This is a genomic window from Methanobrevibacter sp. (assembly GCF_030539875.1).
Taxonomy (GTDB): Archaea; Methanobacteriota; Methanobacteria; order Methanobacteriales; family Methanobacteriaceae; genus Methanocatella.
On record NZ_JAUNXI010000020.1, the window covers coordinates 1 to 18,264 of the forward strand.

An 18,264-nucleotide genomic window follows, 5' to 3' on the forward strand; every position below is an offset into this window, starting at 1 on the left:
AAAAATTAAAAAAGAGAAATAAAAAATTAAATAAAGAGTTAGATTTTCAAAAAAATAAAAAAGAAAAATTATTGAATTCGACTAGTTGGAAAATAACTACAATTTTTAGAAAAATTAATAGATAATGTGAAATCTTTTGTTAAAATATTTAAATTTTTAATTTTTAGAGTGTGGAATTAATGTCAGTAATCGGTAAAATTAAACAAAAATTCTTGGAAAGTAGTGGTTCTTACAATCATTATAAAAATGAAAATGAAATTTTAAATAAAAAATTCAATAAAGAAATAAAATCCTTAAATAAGAAAATTTCAATGTTAGAAAAGAAGAATGAATATTATGAAAAGGTAATAGATTCAAATACATTTCTTTTCAATACTTTATTTTTAGATTATGAATTAAAACCTAAAGGGATTTTAAAAAATATGCAGGTATTATGTCAGGAGTTATTGGATTTTACTGTGAATGTATGTAATAAATATGAATTAGGTTATTGGTTGGAAGCGGGAAATTTATTAGGTGCTGTACGTCATGGGGGTTTTATTCCATGGGATGATGATATGGATATAGCAATGATGAGAAAAGAGTATAATAAATTTTCAGATATAATTGATGAAGAAGTAGTTTATCAAGGTTTAGATGATGTGATTATTATTCATAAAGATCAGGAAGTTAGAAAATACTTTATCAACCCATTTATCAAATTGGATTATATGTATGGGGAGAATGTTTTATCCGGAATTGATGTATTTCCATTTGATTTTACAAACAATTATAAAATGTCTCCAAAAAATCATGCCAAAGAAAGAGATAAATTTTATAAAAAATTATGCACTGGCCATAGTAGAGATGAGGTAATTAATGATTACTACGATAATATGGATTTAAATTGGGATGATGGAGAGTTTATAATTCCAGGTCTTGAAACTCCTAGATATTCTGCAGGTTATAATCATAAGTTCTATTTATGGAAAAAAAGTCGTTTTTTACCTTTTAAAACTCTTGAATTTAATGGGAAAGGATATAAGGTTCCAAATGATCCTGATTATTATCTCTCAACAACATATTCTAATCATATGAAGATTCCTTCTGTGATTAATCATCATCATACTAATGTTGCGGATGTTCGTAATGTTGAAGATATTAATTTAGCATATGAAAAAGCTATAAAACGATTGAATAGTGTAAATTTGGACTTTAAATAATGTTTATTTTTTGTTAAACCTTATTTTAATTTTTTATTTTAATAAATTAGGGAATTAAATTATTTTAATTATTTCCACATTTTCTTTTTTATCTTTAAACCAATTTATTACTTCATCCATTCTTATATCCATGCCTTTAGCGTCTTTCCATCCTTTCCCTGATTTACCGCCATAATGATGAATGTATTTTTCATGATTTTGAACTGCCCTAATTTTAAGTCCTTCTGTTAAAATTTGACTTTGTATTTTAGTTACAGACCACCACCATTCAAAATTTTCATCCAATTGATATTTATCATATAAATCTTTATCAATTAGCATACAATAGCCATCTGCTCTTATAGGTTCGTATAGAACCGCTCCAAATGAAGAAATTCCGCCACCAGTAGGATGAATTTCCATTAATCTATTAAAACAATTAGGGTCATTTATTTTAATGTCTGAGTTTAGAAGCAAATAATGTGTAGTTTTTTCACTTGCATATTTGCTTGCTAAATTATTTCCTTTTGCAAATAAATCATTTTTTGAATTTAAAACTAATGTATCTATTAGTTTCAATTTTTTTAAAATTTTTAAAAGAATTTTTGTTTGAAATTTGGAATTATTATCAAGAACAATTAATTCTAATTCATCCATTTTTTCTTTGCTTTATGAACTCCCATAATAGATATAAAAACATAAAATGGAGCATTATATGTTAACATCAATATTGAAATCATTTTATCCTCATAGTTTTATTAATTTAATTATTATTTTACATATTACGATATATAAATATAGATATCATTAAAAGTTAATAATATTCATATATATAATAATCATAATTTATTTCCCTATTTGTTGATTATTGTGAAATAAATTATATTTTCAGTAAATTCATTTTAAAATTTAGAAAATTTTTTGTAACTTTAATGGTTATTTATTTGGAATTATTCCTTAAAAACTCCAAATTAGCCTTCAAAGATTGACATTTTACCATATTCATCTTTATTTTCATCCTTTTCAATTTTTAACTGCATTCCTTTCTTCATTCAGACCCATATTCGGTGATTGTTCGGTGATAGTAGGAGGCCGAAAGGCACTTGTTTCGGGCTTTACAGGCCTTGCAGACACCGTAATTGGTGTAAAGCCTTTTTATCTTGTCCTGTTTGTCAGAATCAGGATTTTTTTCACATAATCGTTGAAAAAAGTTAGAATCTGGCCTTCAGACACAAGAATGCGTCCTGTTCAAAAAGGTAGGCGAAGAGATCCTTGTGGTACAGATTGTCACTTAAACGGCCAATTCTTTCATTGGATTGCTTTCTAATTGGAATTAAGCCGTTTATATTGTTATTGGCAAAGAATGAGAGGCTTATTTCATTCAAATAAATTGTATCCACGCTCATTGTCTGTGGAACTTTTCCTATGTTGTTTATTGCTTTTTCTGCGATTTTCAGAAGTTCGTAATGGTCTGTTGGCCGATGTGTGACGTTTATTGCGCAGATTAATTTTGTATCATAATCGACTACAGATTGGATATTATAGGCAACCATTCGATTTCCTTTCTTGCTTTTCATAAATCTCGCTTCAATGTCAATTACTGGTATTGTGCTCTGTCCAGTGAGTGTGAATTGGGTTGAAATGTCATATGAATCTTAAATTTTTAAATATAATAAAAAGAAAAAATACTGCTAATTCTATGTTTAATCATAATTTATTTAAAAGTATATAAAGAATTATTATCAAAATATAATATATTATCATAATTTTTAATATGTTAAAATAGGTGTATTAATGAAATGTATTATCTTAAATTCAGGGATGGGAACTAGATTGGAAGAACTAACAGAAAACAACCCAAAATCATTAGTTAAACTACATAATAATGAAACAATATTATCTAGGGCCATTTCAATTATTTCTAATTTCGAAATTGATGAATTTATTATTACTACCGGATATCTAGATGATGTTTTAAGAAATTATATCGATGTTAATTTCCCAGATTTCAATTTTACTTACGTCCACAATCCATTTTATAACAAAACTAATTATATTAAATCTATTGATTTAATTCCAGATATGGATGATGATATAATTTTACTTCATGGAGATTTAGTTTTTAATCAAAAAACTGCTGAAAAGGTTATAAATTCAAATAAATCTTGCGTTGTTATTGATTCCACTATTAATATTCCGAAAGATGATTTTAAAGCCAAAATTGAAGATGATACTGTAAAATATATAGGTGTTGATTATTTTGAAAATGATGCAGTAGCATGCCAGCCCTTCTACAAACTAAAAAATAATGATTGGAAAACTTGGAAAAATAAAATTAGAGATTTTTGTGAAAATGGGAAAACTAATGTTTATGCTGAAAACGCTTTAAATGAATTAACAAATGATATCAATATTTATGCTTTAGATTTAGAAGGATTATTATGCATGGAAGTGGATAATAAAAATGATCTTAAAAAAGTTAAGGAGATATTAAAATGAAAACCGTATATATTGCAATTAGTGCGGATATATTACATCATGGCCACATTAATTTAATTAAAAAAGCTTCTGAATATGGTGAGCTTATTGTAGGAATTTTAACAGATGAAGCTGTTGCTACATTTAAAAGATTACCCATATTAAATTTTGAAGAACGTTCTTTTATTATTGAAAACATTAATGGTGTAAAAAAGGTTGTTCCTCAAACAACCTTAGATTATACTGAAAACTTAAAAAAATTCAAACCGGATTATGTTTTCCATGGTGATGACTGGAAAGAAGGTATTCAAAGTCGAATCAGACAGAATGTAATCAATACTCTTGAAGAATGGGGAGGTCAACTAATTGAGATACCCTTTACAGAAGATGTGAGTATTGATCAAATAAATAATATCATTAAAAATGCATCTTCTATTCCTGATGCTCGCAGAGGCAAATTAAAACAATTGATTTCTCTCAAACCTATAGTACGCACAATGGAAGCACATAATGGATTATCTGCTTTAGTTGTAGATAATGCCAAAGTTACTAAAGATGAGCAAATCAATACTTTTGATGCAATTTGGATTTCAAGTTTAACAGACTCAACTGCTAAGGGAAAACCAGACATTGAACTTGTAGATATGACTTCAAGAATTTCAACTATTAATGAAATTATGGAAGTGACTTCCAAACCTATCATTTTAGATGGGGATACTGGTGGTCTTTTGGAACATTTTGTGTTTAATATAAAAACCATAGAAAGAATGGGTGTTTCTGCAATAATTATTGAAGATAAAATGGGTTTAAAAAAGAATAGCTTATTCGGAACAGATGTGGAGCAAACCCAAGATAGCATTGAGAATTTTTGTGAAAAAATTAGTGCCGGTAAAAAGGCTCTTCTCACAGATGAATTTATGATTATTGCAAGAATTGAAAGTTTAATATTGAAAAAAGGTATGGATGATGCTATAAAAAGAGCTAAAGCTTATATTAATGCAGGTGCTGATGGTATAATGATCCATTCAAGAGAATCTGAACCTGATGAGATTTTTGAATTTTGCGATAAATTCAATGAATTTGCCCCAGATGTTCCTTTAGTTGTTGTTCCAACTTCATTTAATCAAGTATATGAAGAAGAATTTGCTAAAAGAGGCGTGAATATTGTAATTTATGCAAATCATTTAATAAGAAGTGCTTATCCTGCAATGATGAACACTGCAAAATTAATTCTTGAAAATGAACGTTGCAAAGAAGTTGAAGATCAATGCCTATCTATTAAAGAAATTTTAACATTAATTCCAGATGAGTGATGATGATGATTGATGTTGAAAATTTAATTGAATATTTGAATGAAATTGATATTGATTTCTTTTGCGGTGTTCCAGATTCGCAGTTAAGCTCCTTTTGTGATTATGTTGAAGAAAATTGTAGCAATATAATTGCTGCCAATGAAGGAAATGCCGTTGGAATAGCTGCAGGTTACTATTTATCAACTGGAAGGTTTCCTTTAGTTTATCTTCAAAATTCTGGTTTGGGTAATATTGTTAATCCCGTGACATCCTTGACACATTCAAAGGTATACTCCATACCAATAATTTATGTGATTGGATGGAGAGGCCAGCCAGGGGTTCATGATGAACCGCAACATAAAAAACAAGGTGAAGTTACCTTGGATTTACTTGAATTGTTAGATATCAAATATACTGTTATTAATAAGGATTCATCTTTGGATGATTTAAGAGACGAATTTAACAATGAATTTTTACCTCAATTAAATATTGGTGAAAGTGTTGCCATTGTTGTATCAAAAAATACTTTTGAAAACTATAAAATTAAAAAATCAAATGACAATACCTTAACAAGAGAAGAAGCTATCCAAATGGTCTCAAGTTTTTTAAACGAGGAGGATATTATTGTTTCAACTACGGGTAAAATTTCAAGGGAATTATTTGAATATCGTGAAGATAATAAACAAGGTCATGGAAATGATTTTTTAACTGTAGGATCTATGGGCCACTCATCAAGTATTGCACTAGGTGTTGCATTAAGTTCGGATAAAAAAATATTTTGCTTTGATGGAGATGGATCATTGCTTATGCATATGGGTTCGCTTGCCTTAATAGGTTCTAAAAAACCTGAGAATTTTTACCATATCCTGTTTAACAATTCAGCTCATGAAAGTGTTGGGGGATTACCTACTGTGATGAGCAACATAGATATCAACAATTTAATATTATCATGCAAATATGAAAATGTATTCAATGCTTCAAATAGTGAGGAATTAAAAGAGATTTTACCTAAATTCCTTTCATCTAATGGGCCAGTATTTTTAAATATTAATGTTGATATCTCATCAAGAAAAGACTTAGGAAGGCCAACAACACCACCTATAGAAAATAAAAATGATTTCATGAAAAAATTACAAGGGGGATGATTATGGATTGGACCTATAATGTACCGATAAAATTCTATGAGTATACTCTTGAGGAATTAAAAGAAAGATTGTCAACATTTACTAAAAATGTATTATTTATTGGATCTAAACGTTTAATCAAAACATTTGATTTAGAAGTGACCAATTTTCAAGTCATTGATGAAAGTATTTCAAATCCTGATGTTCATTTAGTTGAAGAAACGCTATCAAACATAATCAAACCGGATATAATCATTGCAATTGGTGGAGGCAGCACAATTGATTTAGCTAAAGCTGTTTCCGCATTATATAATCTTAAAAGATATGATGTTTTATCTTTATTAAAAAATAAAAATTATCTGAATAATGCTAATCCAATTCCATACATTGCTATTCCAACAACTGCTGGAACAGGATCAGAATGTACTAAATGGGCAACAATATGGGATTTTGATAATTCTAAAAAATATTCAATAGATGCAGATTACTTATATCCTAATGAATCCTGGTTAGTGCCGGAATTAACATTGACACTGGATGAAGACATGACATTAACAACAGGTCTTGATGCATTAGCCCATGCAATGGAGTCATATTGGTCAGTACCTTCAAATCCATACACTAGAGTTCTTGCAAGAGACTCAATCCGAATCATTAGAAAATATCTGCCGTTAGCATTAAAAGATTTGGATAACTTAGAATATAGAAAACAAATGATTATGGGGTCATTTTTTGCAGGTTTGGCCTTTTCAAATACACGTACCACTGCATGTCATTCAATATCTTATCCTTTAACAATGCTATTTGGAATTAATCATGGTTATGCTGCTGCATTAACTTTAATGGAAGTCCTTAAAAGAAATTGGGAATATTTGAATGAAAAAGAATTGTTCCTTGATGCCTGGAATGTATCAAATATTGATGGAATTGAAAATTGGTTTATAGAAGTTTCATCTGGTAAATTGAAATTATCAAAATTTGGTGTGGAGAAATCAGAAATTCCAAAAATTGTTAAATTAGCTACAACTGGTGGAAGAATGGATAACAATCCAATTATTTTCAATGAAATAGAAATTGAAGAAATATTATTTAATATTTATTGAATTAATTATCAAACATAATACTTAATTAAAGGTATTATAATGAAAGTTAAGTTATTTAAATAAAATAATTTAATATTTAGAGGGATTTAATGGTTAAAGTATCAGTAATTATTCCTGTTTATAATGTAGAACAATATTTGAAAGAATGTTTGAATAGTGTGCTTAATCAGACATTAAAGGATATTGAAATTATTTGTATAAATGATGGATCAACAGATGGTTCTTTAAAGATATTGGAAAAATATGAATCCTTAGATGATAGGATAGCCGTGTTTAGTCAAGAAAATAGTGGACTTTCTGCAACTCGAAATAAGGGCATGCAACTTTCATCTGGAGAATATGTTTATTTCATGGATTCAGATGATTATTTGGAACTAAATGCATTAGAAGAACTTTATAATCTTTCTGATGAAAAGAATCTTGATTTAGTTATTTTTAAATTAATTAATTTTGATGATGGTACAGATACAAAATATACAAGTGAATATTACGAAATGGAAGATATTGAAGAAATTGTTGGAGACAACGTGTTTAATTATGAAATACTTGGAGATAAAGTTTTTTCAATGGCTGTTTCTGCACCGGGTAAGTTTTTCAAAAAATCTTTAATTAAAGACTTTAAATTTCCTGAAGGGTTGATTTTTGAAGATAATTTATTTTTCACTGAAGCAATTTTTAATGCTAAACGTGTATACTTTTATAAAAAACATTTGTATAATCGTAGAAGAAGATTAAATTCCATAACAACATCCCCTAATGAAAAGTATATGGATTGCATCCCATTATTTAATATGATAAACGGATTCATGAAAGATAAAGGTTTATTTGATAAATATAAATCTCCATTGTATAATCAAAAGATAAGTATCACCTATAATAGATTTGCTTCAGTAAATAATGAAGTTAAAAAGGAATTCTTTAAAAGGATAAAACAGGATTTTTTATTGTATAAGGATGAATTTGAAGGGGATGAAGACTTTTTAAAAGTATTATCATTCAAATCCAAATGTATTTTTTACTCTGCAATTTCATCTCAAACTTATAAGGAATTTGAAAACGAAGTGGAATTATCACTATCAAAAAAACGAATGAAAAAATTAAAAAAGGAAAACAAAACATTAAGAAAAAAAAATAAATCTTTGAAAAAAGAGATTGAACATTTTAAATCTTCCAAAGCTTACAGATTTTGGATATTTTATAAAAAAATAAAAAATTAACATGATAAAGTGTTCTTGGAAAATTCTTATTTTTAAGGTTTTTTTAAAAATAAATTAATAAAAAGACAAAATAATAATAACTATATTAAATAGGAGATAAAATGACTAAAAAAAACATTTCAATTATCATTCCAGTTTATAATTCAAAAAAATATATACCAAAAACCTTTGAAAGTCTTTTAAATCAGACCATTGGTTTTGAAAATTTAGAAATTATTTTTGTAGACGATAATTCTAAAGATAATAGTGGAGAAATAATTGATAAATATTCTAAAGAATATAGTAATGTATAGTTAGTTACCAAACTTTTGTTATAAATGTTTCTAGCCATGAATCATATATTTTATTTTCTTTAAGACATTCATAGAATGTTTTTTCGGTTAATTCCTTCAAATATTGCTCTGAATATAGATATTTATTCCTAATTATATGTTTCATCTTTCTCCAAAGTTGTTCAATCGGATTTAAGTGTGGAGAATAATTTGGAAGGTATATTAAAGTTATATTAAGGATTTCAGCTATTTTTTTAATGAATGCGGACTTGTGAACGCTGTAATTATCTAAAATCAAACAGATTCTTTTTTCACATTTAATTTTTCTTTCAATATTTTCTTTATTTAGAAAATTTAATGTTAATTTTCTTCTTATTTCTCTTTTTCTTTTTATATTATTTGTAGATTCACGATTACAGTGTTTTCCAATGATTCTAGCTAGAACAAATGTGTCTGAACCATATTTTTTTATGGCATTTTCAACTTTTTTATGAAGCTTTTAGTGTCTTCTGCATTTTCTATTAAAATTTCTTCTATTTCTTCATTGGTTAATTGTATGTGCTTTAAAACATTTTCTAATGATTTTTTAGTATTTTTTTCTTTTAAGTTTTCTTTTCTTAGCTCTATTAATGCAATTGCGATTTCTGGAGCTGTTGATGAATTTGTAATTGTGATGCTTGAGTTACCATTTATTGTTAGAGATCCTATGGCATTTGCTTTAAATTTATAAGGATTTGCTTCGTTTTTATGCTTTGTTCACCTTTTATAAAGTGATTTGGAGTTATAAGGCTCATTTAAAAAGGAAGATTCATCAAAAAACACCAGAATATCGTTTTCATTCACATCAAATTCTTCTAAGTTTTTTTTAATTGTTCTGCGGCATTTTCAGGGGATTTTTTAAAAATCGGATATGCTTTGCTGTAGTTATATCCTAATTTTCTTGTTATGATGCCTATTTGCTTTAAACTGTAATCTACATCAAATTTTTCTTTTACAAGTAATTGTACATCTTTCATTGACAAATTAGGAGTATTTTCTATGATTTTATCCAATTTTACCAATTCTTCATAGGATAATTTGGATGGCCTGCCTCCTCCAAAAGATGGTTTTAAACCTTCTAATCCCTCATTTTCACATTTTTTTGCCCATCTGTGCACAGTTTGGTATGATAAATTTAACAGATCTGAAGCATCTTTGATCGTATTGCCGTCCATGATGAATTTAATGGCAATTAAACGTTGATAATACCTGTATGGGCCTACATAGCGACTCATTTCTTCATTCAATTCTTCTTTAGTAATTTTTTCTTCCAAATTAATTTTTGATTTTCCTGACATAATATAATATTTGTCAGTCATCTATAATAAAAGTTTGGTAAACTACTATAAATGATAGCCTAATTATGATTTTAGGATTAATAATCTTATTAGTATCTACATTTTTACATATGGTATTTTCATATTATACTATTGATGTTGTAAGTCCTATGTACTTAAACATTACAATTGTATTGCAAGGAATTGGTTTATTTTTATTTTTAAAATATTTGGATATTAACTCATATAATAACTCTAATTTTATTTTTAAACTGTATAAATCCATGCAAGACAATATTTTAGGCAAAATTATCATTTCTTTGAGTATTTGTAGTTATGCAATGTACTTTATTCATTTTATTGTTTTAAAATTTGTAAAACAATATGAAATTCATTCTATCAAATTATTGCCATTAATTTTAATAGGAACCGTATGTTTATCTTGGTTAATAGCATATATATCTAGTAAATTGCCATTAATCAAAGAAGTTTCTGGAGTAAAATGATTCTTTTAAAATAATTAGAAAAATTTAATAAAATAATATAAAATCTAGCCTTCAGACTAGATTTTTTGCAACTTTTACAACCAAGTTAAGAAAGAAGTTTCTTCAGAACATATTAAAAGTTGATCTTTTAATCCATGGTATCTGTACGTAGCATAAGTAATATTTTTTTCATCCAATAATTCAAATATATGCCTACCAGTATTCTGTTCGCCTTCACGGTCATAATCATCTAAAACAATTGTGAAATTTTCAGCTAAATTATCATTTTCAATTAAATTCCAAATATTTGTACGAGGATATTTTAATAAGTTTTCTTTACTGTATGTTCCAATAAATCCAGTAGGTCCGTCAATTATTATTAAATCAAATTTTTCATTATTAACTATATCCTCTAAATTTTTATAACGTAAATTCTCTGTTTCATCATAAGTAAATAATTCAGTATCACATTGTGTAATCCTTATTTTATTTGTTAAATTTAATTTTTTAGAAAAAACATCTATCCAAGATTGATCATTTTCTATAACTTGTAGTTTACAGTCTTCAAAATGATTTGTGTATTGTGTTGTCATTAATGTGGTTTGACCTAGACCTAATTCTAATATATTCTGTGGTTTCGCTTCATCTAAGATTCTAAATAGAACATACATAACTGTGTAATTTGAAGCGCCTTTATTTAATGAGAAACTTTTATTTATTAACCATTCTGAACTTTTTAACTATTGTTAAATATTTCAGAATATCTGAGTTCTTCTGTAGTGGTTTTAATCATTTCAGTATTATTTAGGATAACTTTATTATTTTTTATTATATTTGTTTTAACCAGCGTTCTTAATTCATATTCTAAGTCTAAGATTTCATTTAAATGATTATTTAAAAAATGAGCATGCCCATCAACTTTTTTTTGCATTTTTTGTATTTTGTATTTATATTTTTATTAATTTTTTTAAGGTTTTTAATATCGTCTTTTAGCTCTTTCTGTTCTTTTAAAAGTTTAGCCTTTTCCTTTTTATGTTCTTCATAAGCATTTTTATAAAAATTATAACTGCCACTTTTTGATAATAATTTGCCCATAACTTTTTCTTTGAATGACATTTTTTCACTCTATAATAATTTTTTATAATAATTAGTTAAATTTACACAAGAATATGATAATTAATTTTTTAATAATTTTTAGTAATCATAATTATTAAATTTATAGGGCTAATTGATTCCCTGAAATCAAAAGATAAATTTAATTAGAATTTTAGCATACAATGTTAGTTTAATATATTGAATTTTAAAAGGATTTTTTAATGAGTATAATATTCCTAAACAAAATAAAAATTTTAAATATAAGTATCCCGCAGGGACTGTATCAAACTTGAGTGATTTTAAAAAATAGTATTTTTTGTTAAAACTTTTTTTTCTTCGTTAAATTGTTTATTTTTTGAAAATAAGGATAGAAAACTTAATAAATGATTGGAGCCTATATAATAATATGTCTAATCTAAAAATAAAGGCTCCAATTGATATATTGGACGAACAAGCATATAATCTTTGCGATTTTTTTGACGAATTTTCTAATTTTAATTCTGAAGAGCGTAATTCTTTATCTGGATGCAAAAATATCAGTGAAAACTTGATTAGAACTATTAAAAATGGTGGATTGTATTTTAAAAATAGAATATCTGTCTGTCCGCACTGTGGCTCTAGATTATATAATAAGGACGGATATCGCAACCGTAAATTAGTTTTTTTGTATAAAGGAGTGCAGGAATGTAATGTTCAGAAGTATAGATGTAAAAAATGCGGTAAATTTTTTTATGCTGATTTAAAATCTATTGTTTTTGATAAATGCAATATTACAATCCCTGTTATTGAAAAAATCCTCTATTTATACTCTCTTTATGGAAACAGCATTTATAAAATTCAAGAGGATTTAAATAGCGAGTTTAAAGTCGTTATTTCACATCAAACCATTGAAAGAGTATTGTTGAGCTTTGATTTTAATAAAAAACATGAACTATGGACTCTTTCAGGCTATTACTTATTTGATAGCCTTTGGGTAAAAATTGAAGGAAAATGGAAGTACATTTTGGCCTTATTCGACGTTAAAATGAATACAATCGTTTCCTTTGATCTGGTCGATTCAGAAGGCTCCAAGACCATTTATGACTTTATTAACAAATCTACTCGTAATCAGCCTAAAAAATCAATAACCACAGATTTGAAGAAGGAATATCGTGAAATTATTAGCAGATTAGGTTTTAAACATCAATTCTGTCATTTTCACACAAAACAAATGATAAACAGGAACATTAGTGACTATATTAAAGAAAATAACTGCAATGAAGATGATATTGGAGTAATAAAAAATTATAAATCATTTATTTTTGAAATGATTGGCTGTGAAAGCTTTGAAGAGGCTAGAAGTTATGAAAATGTTCTTTTTGAACATCGAAATGAGTTGCCTGAGGTTATTTTTGGCTTATTTATGAATTTTATCCTTCCTTACTTTAAAAGCTTGATGTATTCTCTTGAAGATTCGAATATAGAGCGTACAAGCAATAGAATTGAAAATGCATTTGGAATAATTTTTCCCAAGTATATTAAGAAAACTATGAGAACTTATAAAGGATTATTGACACGATTTGGCCTTAAATTGAGACATTGGGATAGGAAAATGGTTTGTTAAAAAATCACTCAAATTTGTGACAGTCCCCCAGTTTCCTACAAGAAAAATTTTAATAGTATTTAAGATATATAAGATAGTATGAATTTAAATTACAGAACTAAAAACAAAAAAATAAATATTCCTAAATTTAATTTAAAGGATTTAATAATATTTTTGATACCTTTAATTATATTCTTATTTTACCTTTATATTTATAATCCTGGAATATTGACTTATGACTCATTTAATCAATTACATCAAATTGCTACAGGTAATTTTAATAATTGGCAACCATTTTTCCATACATTCATAGAAATGGTTTGTATTAAAATATATGCTAGCCCAGTAACAATTGGGGTTGTTCAAATACTCTCATTTTCTATAATTTGGACGTTAATTTGTAAATATAATCGAAATGATGATTTAGAAACAAAAAAATACTTTTTCATGCAAGTAATTTTAACTTTTACTATTTCTTTAATTCCAATTAACGCATTATATTCCATTACATTGTGGAAAGATGTGTTATTTAGTTATTTGGTATTATTATTATGCTTATTAATTCAAGTAATGTTAGATAGAAATGCTGAGTTAGATATTGGTTTTGTAATAATTATGAGTTTAATTATGGCTTGTATTGCACAATTAAGGTTTAATGGAATTTATAATATATTAATGCTTTTAATTATTTTATGTATTTTTCTTTATAAAAATAATAAGCCTCAAAAAATGTATATTATTATTCCAGTTTTAACAATAATTTTTATAATGGTAATTTCATCATTAAGTGTTGTATACGAAGTTGAGGATACTCATAAAGATGGAGTTTTTGCTAAAGTCATGCATATGCTAGCCGATTATGATTTAAATCTAGATTTAAGCAAAAATGACAGGGATATGATACATAAAGTTATTAGTAAAAAACAGATTAAAGAAAAATATAATATCTATTATACTGATCCCATTAGAGATTCATCAAACAGGTCGGCTTATGATAATAATAGAAGTGAATATATAAAGATGGCTATAAAATATTCAATTCAACATCCAAAACATTTCATAAAATATATGCTGGGTTCTTCAGCTATGGTTTGGGACATTACTCGAGATGAAGACTGGATTGGAAAGCAATATTATATAAATGAAGATGGAGCAAATTTACAAAATTCTAAAGAACATTTCTATTCAAAGAAAAATGAAACTCCAACTGCTAGTTATGAGGAAGTATTTGAAGTAAACAAGGGGACTGAAAAATATGATATTATTAATTCATTTGCTTATCTGACTAAAGAAAATCGTATTTTAGATACTTTATTCAATAGTCCCGCATTGTATATGTATTTGGCGTTTATCTTAATGGTGGGAATTTATTTAATTACCAAATCAAAAAATATTTTCCTTATTTACTTACCTAATTTGCTAAATATTTTGACAGTTGCTATTTCAACTCCGATTCAAGACAATAGATATTTGTATGCTAATTTATTAGTGTTTTATTTATTGGTGATAATTTTTATTAATGTTCTATCTAAAAGGGAATCTTAAAAACTAATTATAATGTTCATTAGTAGCCGTCATCATAATATTTCATTTTTTTAATTATTTTTATAATAAAATTTTTATTATAAATAGAAATTTAATTTAGTTAAAAAGCATAAATTTAAAATCACTATTATTGTTTGTAATTGAAAACTTTTTGTGTGGTAATACTTAAATCATTAAAGAGAACTTAATTTAAAAATTGTTTATTAATAAGTTATTTTATAATAGAGTTCTAAATATTTAAGTGAAATATTATTAAAATAGACACATTGTTTTTACTTAGATATGGAGTTATTAATTATTTCTTTTTAACATAATTTGAGTTAAATAATGCTCGAAGTTCTGGTCATGCTGTTTTTTTAGCACTTGGAGGATAAGTCCGCTTAAGAATATCATGACAGCTACTAGAAATGTAACTGCTGCCACGATAAGAGTTGGAATTCTTAATACATATCCTGTATATAAATAACTTATTAAAATAGGTATGAAATAGAATAAAGCAATGATAATAAGTATTCCTGTGATTATTGAAAAGAATGCCAGGGGCTTTGTGTCTCTGAATAATGTTATAATGAGTTTTATTACTTTATAGCCATCAGAATATGTATTCAGTTTTGATTCGCTTCCTTCTATCCGGTCTCTGTAGTCTATTGGAATCTCTGCTATTTTGAAGTTGTGGTCAAGTGCGAATATGCTCATTTCGGTTTCCAGTTCAAATCCTTTTGAAATGACTGGATAGGATTTTACAAATTCCCAGCTGAATCCTCTCATTCCAGTCAGAATATCATGTAAATCACTAGAAAATATGGTGTTGATGGCTTTTCTCATGAATTTGTTTCCAGAGTTATGGAAAGGCCTTTTGTTTTCAGTAAAATAGGTTGATGAAAGTCTGTCTCCAATTACCATGTCTGCTTTTCCTTCCAGGACAAGTTTTTCAATTTCTATTGCGGCTTCGGCAGGGTATGTGTCATCTCCATCCACCATTATGTAGCAGTCGGCATCAATGTCTCTAAACATTGATCTTACTACATTTCCCTTTCCCTGCTTGTATTCGTATCTGACAATAGCACCTTCTTCTTTAGCTATTTTATCGGTACCGTCGGTTGAATTGTTGTCATAAACATAAATGTCAGCATCAGGCAATGCCTTCTGGAAATCATTTATGACTTTTTTAATAGTCATTGATTCATTATAACATGGTATTAGAATGGCTGTTTTCATTATTATCACATAGTTTTAATCGATGTTTTATTTTTTGTTACTTATTGTTTATATTATTTATTATTTGAAAAGTTCATATTTTTTAAAAGTTTATTATTTGAAAACAAGAAACTTGCTGAATACATAATTTAAAATTGCAACGACAACTTGAAGCGCAATTTTACAAATAAATCACTAATCATCAAAATACTATGAGAGTAAATTGTTTTTAATAATGTATTATAGTGGATTTAAGAATGTGAAAACTATTTCCACATAATATTAATATTTCAAATTATTAAGTTTTTTCAATAAAAATTTCGTGGAGCTGTCTCAAATTGGAGTTTTTTTAATAAATCATTTTTATATACCGAAATCTTAATCTAATACCTCTCTTGCCAATATGCTAAAAATATTCCCATAGTTTTCTTAATATGCTTGGAAAAATAATTCCAAAGATATTTTCGATTCTATTGCTTGCACACATATATTCAAATATTAAAGATGTGCATCAAGTTAATGTAAGGAACAATAAAATCCATAAATAAACCAAAAAACATCAGATATTCATTTCGATGACTGAAAAGAACGTTTTCATATCTTCTGGCTTGTTTAAAGTTTTTATGGTCAATCATTTGAAAGTTATATCCATTTCCTTGTGTTTTTTGAATCCGCTATGCGAACAGATAGATATTCTATTTTTAAAATATGGTTTACCATTTTAATTACTTTAACCAATTTTTCAGTGATATTTCCACGTCTAAATAAAGAATTAATCTCCTCAGAATTAAAATAAAAATTCAACAAAAAATGCAAAGATATATTCCTATTCGTCCAATATATCAATTGGAACATTTATTTCTATGTTATACCCATTATTATACTATTCAATCATTTATTAATTTTTCAAGAATTATTTTCAAAAAATAAATGATTTAACAAAATGATTTTTAAAAGCACCCAATAAATGTGCAGATATAGCTCTTTCAAAAACTTGGAGTTTATTAAAAATTTGCATTTTGTGAATTCAATCCTATTTTTGTAAAAATTAATAAGTAATAGTTCTTTTACTTTAGAGTGAGAAATAAAAGATACAATGCCTATTTCTAAGTGTATGTTAAACTTCTAGCAAATAATTATTCTGTTTTTAATCACTAACTGTTTAAATGACTATTTAAAGATGAAAAATAAAAATATGTCTGTTAAAAGATATTTTTAATTTAAAAGCAATATTCGTGAAAAATAATTTACTAATGTCTATTAATTGCATTATTAAATCCGTGTTTTGAGAAATACTACTTTTATAATGTTATTTTAAAAACAAATAAATAATTAAATGACAAAATAATAAGTAACTATAATAAAGGAGATAAAATGACTAAAAAAAACATTTCAATTATTATTCCAGTTTATAATTCAGAAAAATATTTATCAAAAACCTTTGAAAGTCTTTTAAATCAGACTATTGGATTTGAAAATTTAGAAATTATTTTTGTAGATGATAATTCTAAAGATAATAGTGGAGAAATAATTGATAACTATTCTAAAGAATATGGTAATGTAATCTCAGTTCACTTGAAAGAGAATAGTGGGTATGCTGGCAGACCACGTAATATTGGAATGGAAAAATCAAATTCCGAATATCTGATGTTTTTAGACTCAGATGACTACTTTAATGAGGATGCTTGTGAAATATTATACTCCAAAATAAATAAAAATCCTGATATAGACATGGTTTTAGGAGGATATTCGAATATAAGTTCTAATTCAAAAAAAGATAAACATATCAGAAAAAATCAGCAAAAAACATTGTATAAGGATGGAAAAAATGATTATGTTCTGTTAACTACTCCTCCCTCCATTTCATCAAAGATATTTAGAAAAAAATTATTGATTGAAAATGATATTAAATTTCCTGAAGGAATTCCCGCTCAAGATCTTGTATTTGTATGCAAAGCGATTTGCTGTTCCAATCTAATTTTATCATTGAATAAATATCTCGTTTATAATCGAAGATTAAGGGAAGACCCAAATAACTTATCAGTGACTCAAAATATAGAGATTCCCTATATTCTAAAATCAATGAAGGCATACCGACTTTTAATTGATATTTGTGAAAAATTTGACATTAATAAAAATTGTGCCTATGGCCTATTAAGTGACCATTATAGTTTTCTAACAGTTCAATTAAATAAAAGTGGCATAAGTGAAAAAGAATATAATGACATTTTTGAAAGCGAGGAATACGCATTTTTAAAAAATCATAGCTATTATAAGAACGAAAAACCATTTAATTTATATTTTAAAATATTAGAAGCCAATATAAGTGATGGATTAGATTATATGCAGCTGATAAAAAAATTTTATATTGCTCAAA

At 26.5% G+C, this 18,264-nt stretch carries 18 protein-coding genes; 11 read left to right on the forward strand and 7 right to left on the reverse strand.

Annotated features, from left to right (window positions below):
* Nucleotides 1-179 precede the first annotated feature (179 nt).
* Complete coding sequence (locus Q4Q16_RS07740; RefSeq protein WP_303347153.1) at nucleotides 180-1,202, forward strand: phosphorylcholine transferase LicD; 1,023 nt, start codon at nucleotides 180-182, stop codon at nucleotides 1,200-1,202.
* Nucleotides 1,203-1,256: 54 nt separating this feature from the next.
* Here the strand turns inward: Q4Q16_RS07740 and Q4Q16_RS07745 are convergent, their stop codons facing one another.
* Together Q4Q16_RS07745 and Q4Q16_RS07750 are read right to left on the reverse strand one after the other, a co-directional pair.
* Nucleotides 1,257-1,838, reverse strand: coding sequence for a glycosyltransferase family 2 protein (locus Q4Q16_RS07745; protein ID WP_303347154.1), 582 nt, complete (start codon nucleotides 1,836-1,838; stop codon nucleotides 1,257-1,259).
* A gap of 554 nt (nucleotides 1,839-2,392) precedes the next feature.
* Nucleotides 2,393-2,758, reverse strand: a complete 366-nt coding sequence (locus Q4Q16_RS07750; protein ID WP_303347155.1) for a hypothetical protein — start codon at nucleotides 2,756-2,758, stop codon at nucleotides 2,393-2,395.
* Between the two features lie 217 nt (nucleotides 2,759-2,975).
* Here Q4Q16_RS07750 and Q4Q16_RS07755 point away from each other — a divergent pair, with 217 nt between their 5' ends.
* The 6 genes from Q4Q16_RS07755 (at nucleotide 2,976) to Q4Q16_RS07780 (ending at nucleotide 8,688) form a co-directional block, all read left to right on the forward strand.
* Entirely contained in the window at nucleotides 2,976-3,680 is a 705-nt protein-coding gene (locus tag Q4Q16_RS07755; RefSeq protein WP_303347156.1) for a sugar phosphate nucleotidyltransferase, read from the forward strand.
* Nucleotides 3,677-4,972 carry a phosphoenolpyruvate mutase gene (aepX, locus tag Q4Q16_RS07760; protein WP_303347157.1) on the forward strand — a complete coding sequence of 432 codons (1,296 nt, stop codon included), beginning with the start codon at nucleotides 3,677-3,679 and terminating at the stop codon, nucleotides 4,970-4,972. Before Q4Q16_RS07755 ends, aepX begins: the two co-directional genes overlap by 4 nt.
* A gap of 5 nt (nucleotides 4,973-4,977) precedes the next feature.
* Nucleotides 4,978-6,096 carry a phosphonopyruvate decarboxylase gene (gene aepY, locus Q4Q16_RS07765; RefSeq protein WP_303347158.1) on the forward strand — a complete coding sequence of 373 codons (1,119 nt, stop codon included), beginning with the start codon at nucleotides 4,978-4,980 and terminating at the stop codon, nucleotides 6,094-6,096.
* A gap of 2 nt (nucleotides 6,097-6,098) precedes the next feature.
* Entirely contained in the window at nucleotides 6,099-7,178 is a 1,080-nt protein-coding gene (locus Q4Q16_RS07770) for a phosphonoacetaldehyde reductase (RefSeq protein WP_303347159.1), read from the forward strand.
* 89 nt (nucleotides 7,179-7,267) lie between these two features.
* Nucleotides 7,268-8,395 carry a glycosyltransferase family 2 protein gene (locus Q4Q16_RS07775; RefSeq protein WP_303347160.1) on the forward strand — a complete coding sequence of 376 codons (1,128 nt, stop codon included), beginning with the start codon at nucleotides 7,268-7,270 and terminating at the stop codon, nucleotides 8,393-8,395.
* 101 nt (nucleotides 8,396-8,496) lie between these two features.
* Complete coding sequence (locus Q4Q16_RS07780; protein ID WP_303347161.1) at nucleotides 8,497-8,688, forward strand: glycosyltransferase family 2 protein; 192 nt, start codon at nucleotides 8,497-8,499, stop codon at nucleotides 8,686-8,688.
* A 4-nt stretch (nucleotides 8,689-8,692) separates the two neighbouring features.
* Here the strand turns inward: Q4Q16_RS07780 and Q4Q16_RS09295 are convergent, their stop codons facing one another.
* Nucleotides 8,693-9,139, reverse strand: a complete 447-nt coding sequence (locus tag Q4Q16_RS09295) for a transposase (RefSeq protein WP_368660222.1) — start codon at nucleotides 9,137-9,139, stop codon at nucleotides 8,693-8,695.
* An 18-nt stretch (nucleotides 9,140-9,157) separates the two neighbouring features.
* Here Q4Q16_RS09295 and Q4Q16_RS07790 point away from each other — a divergent pair, with 18 nt between their 5' ends.
* A complete protein-coding gene (locus Q4Q16_RS07790; protein ID WP_303347162.1) occupies nucleotides 9,158-9,397 on the forward strand; it encodes a hypothetical protein in 240 nt (79 codons plus the stop codon).
* Nucleotides 9,398-9,521: 124 nt separating this feature from the next.
* On the opposite strand, the gene Q4Q16_RS07795 is transcribed toward Q4Q16_RS07790, so the two are convergent.
* The 3 genes from Q4Q16_RS07795 to Q4Q16_RS07805 all read right to left on the reverse strand — a co-directional run bounded on the left by Q4Q16_RS07795 (nucleotide 9,522) and on the right by Q4Q16_RS07805 (nucleotide 11,584).
* Nucleotides 9,522-10,004: a helix-turn-helix domain-containing protein gene (locus tag Q4Q16_RS07795; protein WP_303347163.1), complete on the reverse strand. Its 483-nt coding sequence runs from the start codon at nucleotides 10,002-10,004 to the stop codon at nucleotides 9,522-9,524.
* A gap of 559 nt (nucleotides 10,005-10,563) precedes the next feature.
* A complete protein-coding gene (locus tag Q4Q16_RS07800) occupies nucleotides 10,564-11,139 on the reverse strand; it encodes a hypothetical protein (protein ID WP_303347164.1) in 576 nt (191 codons plus the stop codon).
* Nucleotides 11,140-11,362: 223 nt separating this feature from the next.
* Complete coding sequence (locus Q4Q16_RS07805) at nucleotides 11,363-11,584, reverse strand: hypothetical protein (protein WP_303347165.1); 222 nt, start codon at nucleotides 11,582-11,584, stop codon at nucleotides 11,363-11,365.
* Between the two features lie 385 nt (nucleotides 11,585-11,969).
* Between Q4Q16_RS07805 and Q4Q16_RS07810 the strand changes: the two genes are divergently transcribed.
* Together Q4Q16_RS07810 and Q4Q16_RS07815 are read left to right on the forward strand one after the other, a co-directional pair.
* Complete coding sequence (locus tag Q4Q16_RS07810; RefSeq protein ID WP_303347166.1) at nucleotides 11,970-13,166, forward strand: DDE-type integrase/transposase/recombinase; 1,197 nt, start codon at nucleotides 11,970-11,972, stop codon at nucleotides 13,164-13,166.
* A 78-nt stretch (nucleotides 13,167-13,244) separates the two neighbouring features.
* Nucleotides 13,245-14,690 carry a DUF6020 family protein gene (locus Q4Q16_RS07815; protein WP_303347167.1) on the forward strand — a complete coding sequence of 482 codons (1,446 nt, stop codon included), beginning with the start codon at nucleotides 13,245-13,247 and terminating at the stop codon, nucleotides 14,688-14,690.
* A gap of 291 nt (nucleotides 14,691-14,981) precedes the next feature.
* On the opposite strand, the gene Q4Q16_RS07820 is transcribed toward Q4Q16_RS07815, so the two are convergent.
* Nucleotides 14,982-15,908 carry a glycosyltransferase family 2 protein gene (locus Q4Q16_RS07820; protein WP_303347168.1) on the reverse strand — a complete coding sequence of 309 codons (927 nt, stop codon included), beginning with the start codon at nucleotides 15,906-15,908 and terminating at the stop codon, nucleotides 14,982-14,984.
* Between the two features lie 1,353 nt (nucleotides 15,909-17,261).
* Here Q4Q16_RS07820 and Q4Q16_RS07825 point away from each other — a divergent pair.
* Nucleotides 17,262-18,264 (forward strand): glycosyltransferase family 2 protein (locus Q4Q16_RS07825; RefSeq protein WP_303347169.1); only part of this gene is annotated, 1,003 nt, incomplete at its 3' end.

What these genes read in the sequence shown, in the direction of transcription:
- aepY (WP_303347158.1), top strand. Translation starts at nt 4,978, where the DNA reads ATGATTGATGTTGAAAATTTAATTGAATATTTGAATGAAATTGATATT.
- Q4Q16_RS07780 (WP_303347161.1), top strand. Translation starts at nt 8,497, where the DNA reads ATGACTAAAAAAAACATTTCAATTATCATTCCAGTTTATAATTCAAAA.
- Q4Q16_RS07800 (WP_303347164.1), bottom strand. Translation starts at nt 11,139, where the DNA reads ATGTATGTTCTATTTAGAATCTTAGATGAAGCGAAACCACAGAATATA.
- Q4Q16_RS07770 (WP_303347159.1), top strand. Translation starts at nt 6,099, where the DNA reads ATGGATTGGACCTATAATGTACCGATAAAATTCTATGAGTATACTCTT.
- Q4Q16_RS07805 (WP_303347165.1), bottom strand. Translation starts at nt 11,584, where the DNA reads ATGTCATTCAAAGAAAAAGTTATGGGCAAATTATTATCAAAAAGTGGC.
- Q4Q16_RS07750 (WP_303347155.1), bottom strand. Translation starts at nt 2,758, where the DNA reads ATGAAAAGCAAGAAAGGAAATCGAATGGTTGCCTATAATATCCAATCT.
- Q4Q16_RS07790 (WP_303347162.1), top strand. Translation starts at nt 9,158, where the DNA reads ATGAAGCTTTTAGTGTCTTCTGCATTTTCTATTAAAATTTCTTCTATT.
- Q4Q16_RS07815 (WP_303347167.1), top strand. Translation starts at nt 13,245, where the DNA reads ATGAATTTAAATTACAGAACTAAAAACAAAAAAATAAATATTCCTAAA.
- Q4Q16_RS07820 (WP_303347168.1), bottom strand. Translation starts at nt 15,908, where the DNA reads ATGAAAACAGCCATTCTAATACCATGTTATAATGAATCAATGACTATT.
- aepX (WP_303347157.1), top strand. Translation starts at nt 3,677, where the DNA reads ATGAAAACCGTATATATTGCAATTAGTGCGGATATATTACATCATGGC.
- Q4Q16_RS07755 (WP_303347156.1), top strand. Translation starts at nt 2,976, where the DNA reads ATGAAATGTATTATCTTAAATTCAGGGATGGGAACTAGATTGGAAGAA.
- Q4Q16_RS07745 (WP_303347154.1), bottom strand. Translation starts at nt 1,838, where the DNA reads ATGGATGAATTAGAATTAATTGTTCTTGATAATAATTCCAAATTTCAA.
- Q4Q16_RS07740 (WP_303347153.1), top strand. Translation starts at nt 180, where the DNA reads ATGTCAGTAATCGGTAAAATTAAACAAAAATTCTTGGAAAGTAGTGGT.
- Q4Q16_RS07810 (WP_303347166.1), top strand. Translation starts at nt 11,970, where the DNA reads ATGTCTAATCTAAAAATAAAGGCTCCAATTGATATATTGGACGAACAA.
- Q4Q16_RS07775 (WP_303347160.1), top strand. Translation starts at nt 7,268, where the DNA reads ATGGTTAAAGTATCAGTAATTATTCCTGTTTATAATGTAGAACAATAT.
- Q4Q16_RS07795 (WP_303347163.1), bottom strand. Translation starts at nt 10,004, where the DNA reads ATGTCAGGAAAATCAAAAATTAATTTGGAAGAAAAAATTACTAAAGAA.